This is a genomic window from Pedobacter sp. Bi126 (genome assembly GCF_918698245.1).
In the GTDB taxonomy this organism is placed as follows: domain Bacteria; phylum Bacteroidota; class Bacteroidia; order Sphingobacteriales; family Sphingobacteriaceae; genus Pedobacter.
On sequence record NZ_CAKKMS010000004.1, the window covers coordinates 410,359 to 423,966 of the forward strand.

Here is a 13,608-nt window from a genome sequence, read left to right on the forward strand (position 1 = left end):
ATCCTCAACAAAGATAGATTTATGAGGCTTGATTGGGTGCTACTGCTACTGAATTTTTAACCTGCCTGTTTTGAAAATTTTTAATACTGTTTTTTGTTGCACTGTCGTCAGGTTACTGGTAAACATTGATAGCGCTTCAGTACCATCTGTTTTTGCCAGGTAAATTCCAGTAATTCCATTTTTCGTATCTTTGGAGAATACTATCTTTCTATATACATTTTGGATGGTATCAATGCTAAAATTTTGGTTTTTGATATCATCCGGAATCGATATCGGGTATTCAAACTTGCTGTTTTCGTATATATATTCGGCAACAAAATCGTATTTTTTATTTTTTGAATCATCTTTCGACGTTGCGGGCCGGATATTGATAATTTCGACATTTGGCATATTTCTGTCATCATAATTTACGCCATCTTTCATAAATTGAAATGCAATGAGACTTCGCCAATCTCCATCTTTTAAATATTCATCAATGGTTTGTTCAAAGTCATTTGAGTAAAACCCAAAATCAAATTCAAAGGTTATATCATTTCCTTTAATTCTCCCAATATAAGAGTCAATCCCTTGCTCTTTAATTAATCTAAAGTTCTGAGGAAAGTCAAAAAGGTAGTCACCAACTTCAATTGTTTTCCATTTGACTTCAGACTTCTTGTCGATGTATTTACAACCAAAGAAGAGGAATAATATCGAAATGCTTAGTAGTGTTTTCATTTGTGGTTGATCGTCTTGGTATATGATATCTTTATTCAGGATTATTTAGGTTAACACTTGAGTATGTTTATCTATTAATATCTTATTCCGTAGTTTTAATCGCCCCAAATTAAAAGTCCGCCAATGTTTTCAATGTTTAATTTTTCGACATCGTTTATTTTATCAAGACGTTTTTCAAAATATTGAAGTGCTATTTTAACTTTTTCAACTGCTTTTCTGAGTTCGTGTCGATCAATTGATAGTGTAATTTCTTGTGGTGTAGGTAGGAAAGGTTCATCAAATTCGTCAACCGAAAAATCAAATAGGATATTGTCGCCATCAAATTTGATCTGTGGGGAAGGGTGTCCTTCGTAATAAACATTTTGTAGCATTGAAAGGCTGTCCCAATACATGATATCACTCAGTCCTCCGCAACATTGAGGAAAATATTTGTCTTGCCCATCAATATTCAAAACATAACCGCCAAAAAATGTTGCGGCCTGTTGTCGTTCATATTTTCCATCTCTCATTTCTTGCGTATGGTCAATGATGAGTTTGGTTAAGTTGTTATCAGTAATTTCTGAGAGTTTATACAATGGAAAACCTTTTAAATAAGGCGTCAGTTTATCTTTAAAACCCGCTTTTTGAAAGCATTCTTGGTGATAGGCGTTCCAAATTTCAGGATGCTCCCAATAAGGAAATTTGTCTGGCGGAGCTAGCTCCTGATTTTTATATCCGATTTCAATTACTGGTATCAAATCTATGAGCATGCTTGTTAATTTAGTTGCCACAAGTTAGGGGTTTTAGTTTACAGTTTTAAATTGACAGTTTACGGTCGACTTATCCATACCAGTGTTCATCAATCGGGACAGGTAAGGCCATATGAATATAACAATCGCTATTCAGCTTGCCAAAAGCTACAGATCCTCCTCCCTAAACCCGACAATAGCGGAAATCCTTTTTGTTGCCCCTTCGATAGGTTCAGGATAACAGTAACAAAAAGATTGTAGCGAATGGCGGGGCTGCGCTACCCGAAAAGCACAGAACCATTCGTTTCCAAGTCCCATTTCCAGTTAAACCAATAACCATCTTACGTCCAATGCAAATGGTCATAAAAACGCCTTGTTATTGTCACGATTGCCCCTCATGCGTGTTACTCTTCCGTTGTAACTTTATCATCATCAAATCAATAGAAAATAACATGAGAAAGATCAAAATAATGGAACACATCTCGCTTGATGGCGTGATGCAGCACGAAAACAGCGAGGATTTCACGCATGGCGGATGGACAACACCTTACCGGAGTTTGGAAGGCTTAGCAGCCGTATTAGAGGCGCAGGGAACTAATATCGATCTGTTGCTGGGCCGCAAAACCTACGATAGCTGGACCCAGTACTGGCCAAAAGCAGGCGATAATCCGATGGCAAATAGTTTAAATAATGGCAAAAAATATGTGGCCACTCATAGGCCAGACAGCCTCGAATGGGGACCTGTTGAAGATTTAGGTACAGATATCGTTACGCGTATTCGCGAACTCAAATCAACAGAAGGTCCTGATCTGATCGTATATGGAAGCTCGACGGTGGTTGCTGTGCTTTTAGAGCAGGGATTGGTTGACGAGGTGGTGCTGATGGTATACCCGGTATTGCTGGGCACGGGCAAACGTTTCTTTTCTGATACTGCCGATGCACGCGAACTGGCTTTTCTAAGCACGAAAACTACGCCTACAGGGGTGCAGGTGAACACTTATCGGTATGTTGGAGAACTGGGGAAGGGTTAGTTTGGAGCTTGGAGTCAAAAGTCAGGGGGCCGAACTCGAGGTTTATATTAACTCAACCGAAGGGTAGGGGGGAGGTGGCGTGAAGCAATCTATTTGTGGATTAGTCCGAAATTTTGATTTCTAGAAAGAGAACAAGATGTGGATTAGTTTGGAGTTGAAAGGTTTTTGGAGCGCAGCAGCTGTAATCCTTGGGCTGGCTTCGGTCCTGCTGTCCGTTTCACTTCCATCAGGGCTATTTAACATTAAGCTGTACCCCGAAACGAAGAAAAGGTATGAAGCAATCTGTTGGCGTATTAATCCAGGTTCAGGAGGTTTGGGGCCTGAAACCTAGCATCAAAAGATTGGATTTGGTAAATCATTAAAAAACGCCCATATTTTTAGGTATGAGCGCTAGCTGTTTGTTTATTCTTCTTTAACGTCTAACATCGGCTGGAGCATTGGTGGTCGAATCTGCTATTGAATCGGTGCTTGTACTATCGATCAATTTGTTCGTATCGGTGTATTTGTACATACTGTCGGCATTTTCCTGATCGGCTTTTTTACCACTACACGCTGACAACGCTAAGCCAAAGGCAGCTACCAAGATTATTATTTTCGTTTTCATATCAAATGTTATTGGTGTACTTATATAATCCCTTTTAAAAGGCAATTGTTTTGGCAATTGTTAAAAGAAGGGTTTTGGTAGGTCATTGTGATTAGTCGGAGTCAGGGGTTGGAGGTCCGAAGTCTGGACTTGTAAACTAAACGATACGTCAATGCGAACCAAAGGGAGGAACTGTGAGGTGAAGCAATCCAATTATTAAACAAACGATTTAAGCCCTATAATTAGATATCAGTTTGTATCCCCTTCAATTCCTGATATGGTCAAATACCAATATAAGTGGTGTTTGGTTTGTTATGACCCTTTAAACAAAATCAACCGGAAAATCTTGATCATTCCCGGTTGAGTAAGCGATTTCGAACCTTAAGGTTTTAAATATTATAATACCGCAAATTAATCTTTCACTAACCTTACCGCGGCGCCTGTGGTTTTACTATAGTCAGTTACACGCGGTTCGCTGTATTTGTTAAAGTCAAGGTAGTAGGCAAAGCTGTCGCCGCTTGATTTGGTAGTACTCGACCACCAATAGCTTAACCACACCCCATACTTGAAAGACTGGCCGCCACCATATTCATCACCACCTGCACTGCCATTGTGAAGTAAATTGAGACCTGATGAGTTATCGCCATTGCCATGCGCAAATTTGTACGAATCTTTTACGTCCCAGCCAGTAGTGCCACGCATTTTTTTACCGGCTACTTTTTCACCACCTAAAGCCGCAATAAGGGTTAAAAATTCACTGCTGCTAGGTACATGCCAACCAGCAGGCGCTAAGCCTCGGCGATCGGTAACCGCATAAAAGTTGTACAGCTTACCGTATTTCTTTTCATTACTACTGTCGAAATTAAGATAACAATAAGCCGGAATCTTATCCCTGCTTACTTTTTCCCATTCTTTTTGGTTGGCTGCGTAATAAATCTGATCGCCGTTTCTATAGGTGCTCACGTTTAAATTGGTACTTGTCCACACCTGGTTGCCAATTTTTACCGGCCCGGTAATTTCAGGCGAGGCATTGTACATTTCTTTTAACGGCGCCGCTTGTGCTGTGTTACAGCTCCAAACAAAGTTGGTAGGTTGGATGCCGCCGCTTCTTTTTAAACATTCTTTAGTTGCTATTGCATCGGCCTCTTCTTTGGTTTTGGCTATGCCCCAGCCAAATGCGGTACCCACATTGCCGTTTATGGTGCGGTATGCCGCACAACCTGTACCCGAGTAGGTGAGTACAATGCTACAAGACCCGCCTCGTTTGTTGCATTCGTCAACTGCTCTCTTCTCGGCTTCTGCCCGGTTTGGCTGATCGAATGAAAAACCATAATAAAAACCATTGGATCGGTCTATAGCCAATGCACCATATTTGGTTTTAAGGGGACCAGCCGTTTTGGTTGCTGATTTCTTTACCTGTGCAATTAAATTGGATGTAGTAATCAATAGCACAAGCACTGCCATTAATAGTAGTTTGTTTATTTTCATGCTTTATTGTTTGTTTGTTATGGGCAAATTTCCCAATCGCGATATTTAGCGTCAATACCATTTACTGGGTATATTTTGATGAGGGTAGTGTGGAGTTGGAGGTTCGAAGCTTGGGTTTATAAAGGCGAAGAGATTCGTCATTGCGAACTGAAGGGCAGGGGTAGCGAAGTAGTGTGAAGCAATCTAAATTTAATGCTAAATTAAAGCACAAGTCAGGCCTTGTTTAGGCCAGGGCGCAAAGACTTGCGCTAGATAGGGCTGTGCCTCGAAAGCCCCCCCCACTGATGCAGTTCTTATTGGCTAGGAAGTGGATTGGATGATTTGTGCATTCACAGTATTTGGCTCATCAAGTTTTTAATAATGAAATTGATTTATAATTTAACGGCAGAACAAGTCATGCCGTTGCTTAGGCCGGGTGCTAAGACTTGGGCTAGATAGCAAGGAGTTGCTAACGGTTGTATTGTTTTAAGTCAATTTTGATCGTTTTATACTTTAGGTTAACCCCCTTAATATACTTTTCTGTAAAATATTTAATAGTAAGGATTTGCCCGTGAATAGTAGGATTGTCAAAAATGTATTCTGGGAACATGTAATTGTTATTTTTCATTCCCTTTTCGATTTCTCCTTTTTTGATTTTAATCCTGAAAGATTTTTGAGTGTCGACATTATAGAGTGTTAGAGAATTAAAATCGAATTTTTGAATATGACTTCTGTTGGCAACAGAAACCACAAAAGGTATTTGACTATTGTCTGAAACGTAGATAGCTGTTCCAATTTTTTTTATTAGTTTACCTGAAGCTTTGCTGTATAAATAGTAATCGTCTGGATCGCAGCAACCAGAAATGACCCTGTTTGTATATAGGAATGTTGTTCTAAATTCTTGAAAACTTGTATGTCCAAGCCGATTAGTCAATTGTACTAATCCATCACCTAATGTAAAGATTGTTTTTTTCTCTCGATTTCTATTTTCAAAAGTTATCCATGAAGAGTCGCAATTATAATTCCAGTATAGTTTTGCCCCATTATCTAAAGAAATTGGTTCACAAGAAATAATTTGGGCTAACAATGTATCCTTTGTACAATCACAGTTTTGACTTGGATTTTTTTGAGCTATACTCAATTTAGTAGGGTGTTTATTAGTACAGGCAGCTACAATTAAAAGTAAAGCTAGAATATTTAGATAACGTTTCATAATATTGGAGTTAGCATCGAAACATTTGGGTAGAATAGCTGGAGTTGTTCTAAAGATAAAGTTTTGGGATCCGATATACTAAAGTAAACCGAATAAAATCAATTTTATTTAGTCAATCGTTTTATATTTTCTCTCCAGGTGTAAAGCCCGTCAAAAACACCGCCGGTTAAAAATGCCTCTAAAAATTCAGGGAATGAATTTGTTAAGGTGATTACATTTTCCACCTTGTTATAAATGTGGTAATCATTACTGTCGACAGGATTTATATTGATTGTCCACATATCAGAATAGATTAAATATTCTGCAAAGTGGAAATCATTTAGTTCCACTGCATAAGTATCTGGCTGGTCTATATTGTCAATAATTTCGTCTAATGGAATGATCCTAAACATATCTTCCTCTGATTCGAAACCATTTGAAAAGCGATAGAATTTAACTAAATCATCTGGTAATTTAATGCCCATGCTATTCTCAAAATCCAATATTTCCGCTGGGGAAGCTGGCGCATAAAGCATAATCCCAAGTTCTTCCTTATCAGCCATAATTCTGGCTATAATGTCTGTTATTGTTGGATGCATGAGTATTTGATTAGGATCATCGTTCTTATGAAATTTTGTAAATAACTATATAATTTAATTCTATAGCCTATTTTCTTTTGTTCTTCACACGTGGTACGCATGCGCCAGCGGAGGTATCATTCATCTATGTCTTCGAACGTTAATTTGTTGTTTTTCTTTTCAATTTCTATTTTCCTCCAGGTTGGTGCATATCCACTTCCATGTGGCTCAAAAAGTTCCCTAACATACTGTTCTTCTGTTTCGTAATTTGTAAATCTTTTAGGGCCATTGTAGTCGCGTTCCTGGTTATCAAAACGGGTTATAACTTCTTCCTCTTTAGAGAAATTAGAAGCATTTTTTATCTGATTTATGATTCTTTGTTTATCATGAGGTGTAATAATCAAAGTAAAGGTGTGGTAATAGTCACCCACTCCCCAATCAGATTTATTCTCCTCAATTTTATAATTATCTTTTAGCTGAATACCCTGCTCCATTAATAATTTTTCTGCATCTGTTTTCGAAAACAGCTCGTCTTCGAATACATATAAAGCAGTTTTTATCAAGATCAAAAGTGTCAAAATTATGGAGGTATATTTTCCAACCTTTGGGTAGCCCAATTTCTTTGGTAACCAATATGTAAGGTAAATAAGGGCTGTTATTAAGAAAAAAAATATAAATCCAATTATTATTATGATCATTTGTTGGCTTTAATATATCTGCATAAATGTTTAATTGAAGAGCGGACTTTTTTTATAAATGCTTCAGGTTCAATAGTGTAAAACACAAGTGTTTTTAAGTTGATCGGTCATTTATAATGTCGAATGGTGTAGCAAATGGACCCTTATTTGTAATATAATCTTTATCATCTTCGGTTAGTTCGTTTGTACCGAGTGCAATGTCTTCCGATACTTTTCCGTCTTTTCGTTTAAGTGCAAATTCAATTGTCTCAATTTTTGGTTTTTTGTTCAGTCCTAACATTGTCAGATCTATAAATTGGCCTTTTTTGATGTCTCCTTTCACGACTGTTCCAAGTAAGAAAAATTGTTTTCCTTTCAATTGATAAGCATTGTTAAGCTTAAACTGAGCAACGGTTATTGCATGCCAATTATCGCCACAATGTCGGCATTGCCTAGCGTATGGAGTCCTTGCAAGTTTATTACACTTTGAACAATTGTTGAGAAATACCTTTTCAGGATTTTCCGTCATAATTCGTTTTGCGATGCTCAACTCAAATTCATCGTAGCCGTCTTTTAGAAAGTTAAGTATTTCGGGTTCCGTTCTAATCCAACCTCTATTAGTCAAAATCCTTCTCATCTTAGGATCATCAGAAGTTTTATAGGTATGCATATGGTGTTTCAGTGCTAACTTTTCATTGTCAGTCATTAAGTTACTGAAGTAGTTTATAATATAACTTGCTGTTTCTTGGTCCATATTAGGTTTTGTAAGTTGCTGCCCCACGCTTAAATATACATAATTGCTATTTTTATCAAATTCTTGATTGAGTAAATGAAGCGAATTTTATTTAAGTTGAATACAATGGGGTGTATTAATTTGCATTTATGTATCCAACTCGTTAAGCTTTTAGCGAGATTAATGTGTTGATTTATTTGAAAGCCGATTCAGGCAATTGCTTAGGTTAGGGTGCTGAGATTTGCGTAGGTTGGGAAGCATGCGTGTAGGTTATTCTTTGTTAAACGTTTGGCGATATTGTTGATATTATTTTACACTCGTCACATTTAAAGTCATACTGATTGTTTAGTTGTGTTTTTAGATTCCATTTCTTATTACAACCTGGACAAGGTCTTGTTAGCTGATCTCCTTTATATTTCTTGTAATTATGTAAATAGTAAAAAGTTGGGATTGAAGTCATTCCTTCGATTTTTTTGCAAATTTCGAGTCCTTGTTTGGATAGTTGAGATTTAATTTCTTGCATCTGATTTAAAGCCCAACGTTCTCCAACTTCACAATTCATTTGTAAACTGTCGCATGAAATATAATTCGTTTCCCAGCTTAAGATTGGCATATAGCCATGATCGTAATAAATCGGTAATCTGTAAAGCGGTACTGATTTATTACAAGTGCCACAAGTTAATGGAGATTTAATTGTGATATAATTTGTAATCAGAATATAGAAGTCAGACTTTTTACATTTGCAAGGAGATTTGTAACTGTCATACGACTTGCCGATAGTTTTATAGCTCAGCCTGGAATTACAGAGATCTTCGATTTTTTTTGTTTGTCTATTTACATAGAAATTATTGAATTTTCTGTTAAGGGAGTTTTTCTCAAGAGTGAAAGGTAAACAAACGATCTTGTCGTTTTTAATGTACCGAGATTCTATTCTTCCTTGTGTTTGCCCATTTCCACGATAAAAAGACATCAGTACACCAAACTCATCAATGAGGTCGTCTTTGTTTGTGTTAGTCTTTATATCAATGGATAGTTTTTGAATGTACATGGTGTCTTTGTATTGTTGCTGATAAGTTCCTTCCTTGGGAAATAAATAAAGTCAATCAATCGTTCTAAATGATTTTGATACTGGCGATCATATTTTGAACCGCCATTAGTTCCCTTTTATTAATCGGCAATGCCTCCTGTTCCTTATCAATTGCGAATGTGCAGATAAATATATCATTCTGTGCTCCGGTAACCCAATAATAGACTACCTGCTGATCTTCCTCTTGTTGAAATTCTTTCTTATAATGCGCGCAGTCGTATTCACCTAAAATAATTTTCTGTGCGCCAGTATTCTCCAAAACCTCATTGCTAATATATTCACCAGCTTTATCTACATCAGAGTCAGTTACATTTGGCCATTGGAAGGCTGTAATCCTAAAATTACCAGTCCAAGATGCCTCCGCTTCATTCCAGAAAGCATGGGTAGAATCATCCTCATCATCGTATTCTGTCCAGCCGTCAGCTAATCTGAAGCTAAACCAGCCACCTCTGGAAACATAATTATTATCAGTCATTCCTGCGTATTTATAACGCACAAATTAATAAAAAAGAGCTATATCGCTATAGCTCTTTTTCATCTGCTGTTTACTTTCAGGCAATGGTTGGCGTAAGTGCTTCCCCGCCCGTTCCTGCTCCGCGGCGGGTTTGCAAGGCGGTATAGGTGCTGATGTTCTGGTTAAGCAGGTTCACCGTAGCGGACCATGGTTCTGCACCATCGCTAATGTCGAGGTTGGAGTTAATCCGGGTACGCAGTTTATAATACAGGTTGTTGGCCGTATTGCGCAGTTCCTTTAACTTATCGCTGGGTGCCAACGCCAGTTCCTCATTCCGTTTAATATAGGCCAGGTTAAACGCATCGTTGGCCGTTTCCATTTCGGTTAGCCAACTGCCCAGGCTTAAAGCTGTTACCGCCTCCTGCAGTTCGGGTTTGTTTTTCCAATCGTTGGCAATATTACGCAGGCTAGTGGTTTCACTCTGGTAGTTATCTTTGGCTATGCCGGTGCCAAACAGTGCCAAATGGGCCGAAAGGGTTTTGCCATGTTTGTTTAATACGGCATCGGCACTGTACGATAAACTTTGCACCTGCAAAGTAATGCCGTTTATAGCATCGTCTCTTCGTTTATCTAAAACTTCTAATTCCTGGGTTACCAAACTGCCCTGACTAATTTTAAACAGCTTTTCAATATCGGCGGTTGCTGTACGTAAGGCATCATATTGTGCGCTAACCTTAAGTGCTTCAGGATTGTTTTTCGATACAATGTTTAAGGTATCGGTTAAGAACTGGATATACTCTCCATTTCTGAGTGGTTGTAATATTATACTGTTAATCATAGATTTTAATAATTATGTTTTTTACTGTTTTTGTAGATTTTACTTTGATTTGGCGCTGCCCACGGCAGGAGGGTTTCAAAGTAACTTTGATTTGGCGCTGCCCACGGCAGGAAGGTTTCAAAGTAACTTTGGTTGGGTGCTGCCCATGGCAGGAAGGTTTCAAAGTAATTTGCCCCTTTTAACCAAAAAAGATGCTTTTTAACCTGTTTTTGTACTGCCTTTGCAGTCTTTGCAGAACGCGGAGGTTCCCTAATCATGCCTGTTATTGCCATAACTCAATTAATTTATGGGTAATAAAACCCGTTAATAAAATGTGGGATGATTAAGCCGAGCGTAATGAAATAATCGCTGCTCAGTAAAATAAGGATATGATAGAACTAAAGTAACGAAATGATTAGTTAATGTCAAGAGGGTTTTAGGCGTGTGGCGTTTAGTGACTGGCGTTTGGCGGATTAGTCAGGGGTTGAGTGTTGAGCTAGAATGGGAAAGGGTGCCGCGTATGAGAAAACATTATTAAGCCTATCATCTAATTTTTTGTAGTTCAACTGCGAATAGATTGTGTTACGATTTTTATATCCAAAAGATATGTTCTCTTTCGCAAAGATTGTTTTGCTAATAGAATTTGCAAGTAAAGGTTTTTTTGGTACTTTGCACGATCGGCTCTCAAATCAGTATAACTTCGTTTTCATTTTTGAGCTTAAATTATTGTTGATCAATGGCATTTTTGATCAATTTTGTATATTTAAATTAGAATGAAACTCAAACAAGTAAGTATCAAAAAACTACATGGTTATCTGAACAGCAAATTTGATCTTGATGACGACTTAGCACTTTTAGTTGGGATAAATGGTGGTGGCAAAACAAGCGCACTAAACGCTATAAATTGGTTAATCAAATTAGATACAGGAAAACTAGCTACTGAATGTTACGAAAAGATCGAATTAACATTTGAGTTAGATGGAAAGGATTATTTATACAGCGCCGTTCAAGATAAAAAGACTGTCATAATAAATCTACTTGATATACAAACAGGATATTCGTTTAAAAATTTAGTTATTAAGCTTGATCATGATACCAAAGGGCTAAAAAGTCTGCGGGTAAAAAATGAACAATTTGATATTTATTCTAAAGTAACTCCCGATGAAACTGAACAGGAAACATATAATCTAATAAAATCTTTTCCAAAACCAATGAATATTGGTTTGGATAGAACTTTGATCTTATCGGATGAAGGTGGTACTACTGTAGATGAAGATATTAACACTAATCAATCTCATTACGGTCCAAATAGACTTAATCCATTACAACGGGTCGGTAGAATTTTATCTCGGGAATTTACCAATCACACTAACGAAATCTTAAAATTGACTAGAACCCTAAACGAGACAATCATCATGTCTACATTTGATGAGGTCTACACAGAGGAGCAATTAATCGATTTAATGAGCCAAAAGCCTCCATCTATTGAAATTTTGGAAACTCTCGAGAAACAAATAATAAGTTTTTTGAATGAGAACCACAATTCAAATGGTCGCGAAAAGAAAGCTCAGGATTCTCCTGAAGTCAATATTACTGAATTTAACATTTCACAGTACTTTACTTCTCTAAAAAGGTTGCTTAAGGATAATCCTTCAGAGAAAAGCCTTGAATATGCGGTTAATATAAGTCATTTTAGTAAGGTGAATAAACTAATAAATGCCTTTAGCACGTTTGAGGAAAACTCTAAGCTTGAAATTGCACCTTTAGAGGAATTTATTGCGATTATAAATGATTTTCTAGTTGATTCAGCAAAAAGGCTTTATTTTGAGAAGAAGACAGGTCAGTTGAAATATGATATTATAGATAGTGAAAAACAAATAGTTGAATCTGGAATAAACATTAATACTCTTTCTTCCGGGGAGAGACAACTATTGATTTTATTCACCTACATAAAATATAGGAAAGAAAAGTTGTTCATGATTGATGAACCGGAACTTTCTTTACATATAAAATGGCAGGAAGATTTTTTAAAAGCTATTTATAAGTTTAAAAAACCAGATACACAATTGATTATTGCAACTCATTCGCCAGAGATTATTGGAGTATATAAAGACAAATGCAAGATTTTTAATCCTTATTTTAAATAGTAGATGAGTATAGAAAGCCAAGGGATTATGCCAACAAGGTCATTACAAGCGAAGTCTAATTTCGGAATTTTATTCGATCAGTTTAATGATATTAATTTTTATGTTGAGGATGTAGACAAAGAACATTTTTATTTCCACTTATTTAAAAATCTTTTTAATGGAATTAAAATAAATCGAATCATAGGCTTAAATGGAAAGGCTAACGTAATAAAGGCAGCTGAATCGATAGCAAATTCTAAAAAGGATGTTTATATTGTTGACCAAGACTTCGATGACTTTTTTAGGAGCAAGCAACAATTGCCTAACCTTTTTTATTTGCGTAAATATTCAATAGAGAACTATTTGATAAATCAAGAGGCGCTTTTTGAATTGGTAAAAGAAGAAAAAACTACACTTAAAAATGCTGATTTTGAAGCGATTTTTCAATTTGACAATTTTCTAGCTGAGTTGGATGTTTTGCTGTTGGATTTAATAAGCTGCTTCCCTATTGTTTTTCTGCATGAACTATCTTGTGGTTACTATAGTATTAACATTCCGAGAGACTTAAACATTATTACTAAACCTTATTCATTAAGAGGTAACTATATTTCAGATTATATTGCATTGGTCAAAAGTCAGTATATCTTAAAATATCCAACAGGTGATTTTGATAATGAGTTCGATATATGTAAAGATTATTTCAGTAGTGATAGCTTAAGAGTAAACGCTCCCGGTAAGTGTCTTATGAATATTTTGAAATTCAGGTTAACAGGTAAATTCGGGGTGTTAACAAACACTGACTCTGACAGTTTTACTTATCGGGTTGGCAAAAATTCTTCTATAGAGTCTCTTAAACATTTGAAGCAAGAGATAGATAGATTTATTAATTAAGAAAATAGGTGGTGTACATTCCATATTTCATAATTTTGGATCCTTACTAGCTCCTTCGCTGGCGCACGCGTGCCGCGTGTGAGAATATATGGTTCAATTGCAGAGAGACAACCTTAGTTGATTTTAGTAATCTCACTTTCTAATGCCAGCGGACTGAAATTAGATATTGCCTTTATCTTATAAGTATCCCTACTATAGCTAATTATATTAACTGTAATAAGTGCATTTTTAGGGGTATTAGGAAATCTCTTGAAGTTATTTGCATCTGGCTTTAATATGTAAGAGCAATTGCTAATCCATTTTATTTTATACGAAATAGGAACGGTTGAATTATCGTAATATTCATATTGATGAGTTGCGTCACGTTTTATTATTAATAACTTCTCGTTATATATCATCTTAAACTTTCCCTGTTTGAATTTTAGACAACCAAAGGTTTGTGCTTTTACACTATTGAAACAGAAGAATCCAATTATTGTGAGAATGAGGTATTTTAGAGTCACCATATTGATGATAAGATGTCAGGCAAA

At 36.6% G+C, this 13,608-nt stretch carries 15 protein-coding genes; 3 read left to right on the top strand and 12 right to left on the bottom strand.

Translation table 11 applies throughout. The features are described 5' to 3' along the window. Positions 1–45: 45 nt before the first annotated feature. Positions 46–714: a hypothetical protein gene (locus LQ201_RS16585; protein WP_230144550.1), complete on the bottom strand. Its 669-nt coding sequence runs from the start codon at positions 712–714 to the stop codon at positions 46–48. Between the two features lie 95 nt (positions 715–809). Beyond that, entirely contained in the window at positions 810–1,484 is a 675-nt protein-coding gene (locus LQ201_RS16590) for a hypothetical protein (RefSeq protein ID WP_230144551.1), read from the bottom strand. Positions 1,485–1,894: 410 nt separating this feature from the next. Between LQ201_RS16590 and LQ201_RS16595 the strand changes: the two genes are divergently transcribed. Further along, complete coding sequence (locus tag LQ201_RS16595; protein WP_230144552.1) at positions 1,895–2,473, top strand: dihydrofolate reductase family protein; 579 nt, start codon at positions 1,895–1,897, stop codon at positions 2,471–2,473. Between the two features lie 412 nt (positions 2,474–2,885). Here the strand turns inward: LQ201_RS16595 and LQ201_RS16600 are convergent, their stop codons facing one another. The 10 genes from LQ201_RS16600 to LQ201_RS16645 all read right to left on the bottom strand — a co-directional run bounded on the left by LQ201_RS16600 (position 2,886) and on the right by LQ201_RS16645 (position 10,354). Then, positions 2,886–3,077 carry a hypothetical protein gene (locus LQ201_RS16600; RefSeq protein WP_230144553.1) on the bottom strand — a complete coding sequence of 64 codons (192 nt, stop codon included), beginning with the start codon at positions 3,075–3,077 and terminating at the stop codon, positions 2,886–2,888. Positions 3,078–3,467: 390 nt separating this feature from the next. Beyond that, positions 3,468–4,544, bottom strand: a complete 1,077-nt coding sequence (locus LQ201_RS16605) for an FISUMP domain-containing protein (RefSeq protein ID WP_230144554.1) — start codon at positions 4,542–4,544, stop codon at positions 3,468–3,470. 448 nt (positions 4,545–4,992) lie between these two features. Beyond that, positions 4,993–5,736: a hypothetical protein gene (locus LQ201_RS16610; protein WP_230144555.1), complete on the bottom strand. Its 744-nt coding sequence runs from the start codon at positions 5,734–5,736 to the stop codon at positions 4,993–4,995. A 104-nt stretch (positions 5,737–5,840) separates the two neighbouring features. After that, the gene (locus LQ201_RS16615) at positions 5,841–6,314 is read right to left on the bottom strand and encodes an SMI1/KNR4 family protein (protein ID WP_230144556.1); all 474 of its coding nucleotides are present in this window, start codon (positions 6,312–6,314) and stop codon (positions 5,841–5,843) included. A 116-nt stretch (positions 6,315–6,430) separates the two neighbouring features. After that, the gene (locus tag LQ201_RS16620) at positions 6,431–6,862 is read right to left on the bottom strand and encodes a hypothetical protein (RefSeq protein ID WP_230144557.1); all 432 of its coding nucleotides are present in this window, start codon (positions 6,860–6,862) and stop codon (positions 6,431–6,433) included. A 223-nt stretch (positions 6,863–7,085) separates the two neighbouring features. Continuing rightward, positions 7,086–7,724 carry a hypothetical protein gene (locus LQ201_RS16625; protein ID WP_230144558.1) on the bottom strand — a complete coding sequence of 213 codons (639 nt, stop codon included), beginning with the start codon at positions 7,722–7,724 and terminating at the stop codon, positions 7,086–7,088. 259 nt (positions 7,725–7,983) lie between these two features. Then, complete coding sequence (locus LQ201_RS16630; protein WP_230144559.1) at positions 7,984–8,751, bottom strand: Zn-ribbon-containing protein; 768 nt, start codon at positions 8,749–8,751, stop codon at positions 7,984–7,986. Positions 8,752–8,815: 64 nt separating this feature from the next. After that, the gene (locus tag LQ201_RS16635; RefSeq protein ID WP_230144560.1) at positions 8,816–9,265 is read right to left on the bottom strand and encodes a DUF3805 domain-containing protein; all 450 of its coding nucleotides are present in this window, start codon (positions 9,263–9,265) and stop codon (positions 8,816–8,818) included. A gap of 76 nt (positions 9,266–9,341) precedes the next feature. Further along, positions 9,342–10,082 (bottom strand): DUF6261 family protein, encoded by a 741-nt coding sequence (locus LQ201_RS16640; protein WP_230144561.1) that lies wholly within the window; start codon positions 10,080–10,082, stop codon positions 9,342–9,344. Between the two features lie 5 nt (positions 10,083–10,087). Next, the gene (locus LQ201_RS16645) at positions 10,088–10,354 is read right to left on the bottom strand and encodes a hypothetical protein (protein ID WP_230144562.1); all 267 of its coding nucleotides are present in this window, start codon (positions 10,352–10,354) and stop codon (positions 10,088–10,090) included. 480 nt (positions 10,355–10,834) lie between these two features. On the opposite strand from LQ201_RS16645, the gene LQ201_RS16650 reads away from it, so the two are divergent. Continuing rightward, a complete protein-coding gene (locus LQ201_RS16650) occupies positions 10,835–12,208 on the top strand; it encodes an AAA family ATPase (protein WP_230144563.1) in 1,374 nt (457 codons plus the stop codon). Between the two features lie 3 nt (positions 12,209–12,211). Then, positions 12,212–13,078 carry a DUF4435 domain-containing protein gene (locus LQ201_RS16655; protein WP_230144564.1) on the top strand — a complete coding sequence of 289 codons (867 nt, stop codon included), beginning with the start codon at positions 12,212–12,214 and terminating at the stop codon, positions 13,076–13,078. Positions 13,079–13,608 lie beyond the last annotated feature (530 nt).

Excerpts from the sequence above, each read along its gene's own strand:
- LQ201_RS16585 (WP_230144550.1), bottom strand. The coding sequence starts at position 714 with ATGAAAACACTACTAAGCATTTCGATATTATTCCTCTTCTTTGGTTGT.
- LQ201_RS16595 (WP_230144552.1), top strand. The coding sequence starts at position 1,895 with ATGAGAAAGATCAAAATAATGGAACACATCTCGCTTGATGGCGTGATG.
- LQ201_RS16600 (WP_230144553.1), bottom strand. The coding sequence starts at position 3,077 with ATGAAAACGAAAATAATAATCTTGGTAGCTGCCTTTGGCTTAGCGTTG.
- LQ201_RS16605 (WP_230144554.1), bottom strand. The coding sequence starts at position 4,544 with ATGAAAATAAACAAACTACTATTAATGGCAGTGCTTGTGCTATTGATT.
- LQ201_RS16610 (WP_230144555.1), bottom strand. The coding sequence starts at position 5,736 with ATGAAACGTTATCTAAATATTCTAGCTTTACTTTTAATTGTAGCTGCC.
- LQ201_RS16615 (WP_230144556.1), bottom strand. The coding sequence starts at position 6,314 with ATGCATCCAACAATAACAGACATTATAGCCAGAATTATGGCTGATAAG.
- LQ201_RS16625 (WP_230144558.1), bottom strand. The coding sequence starts at position 7,724 with ATGGACCAAGAAACAGCAAGTTATATTATAAACTACTTCAGTAACTTA.
- LQ201_RS16630 (WP_230144559.1), bottom strand. The coding sequence starts at position 8,751 with ATGTACATTCAAAAACTATCCATTGATATAAAGACTAACACAAACAAA.
- LQ201_RS16635 (WP_230144560.1), bottom strand. The coding sequence starts at position 9,265 with ATGACTGATAATAATTATGTTTCCAGAGGTGGCTGGTTTAGCTTCAGA.
- LQ201_RS16640 (WP_230144561.1), bottom strand. The coding sequence starts at position 10,082 with ATGATTAACAGTATAATATTACAACCACTCAGAAATGGAGAGTATATC.
- LQ201_RS16645 (WP_230144562.1), bottom strand. The coding sequence starts at position 10,354 with ATGGCAATAACAGGCATGATTAGGGAACCTCCGCGTTCTGCAAAGACT.
- LQ201_RS16650 (WP_230144563.1), top strand. The coding sequence starts at position 10,835 with ATGAAACTCAAACAAGTAAGTATCAAAAAACTACATGGTTATCTGAAC.
- LQ201_RS16655 (WP_230144564.1), top strand. The coding sequence starts at position 12,212 with ATGAGTATAGAAAGCCAAGGGATTATGCCAACAAGGTCATTACAAGCG.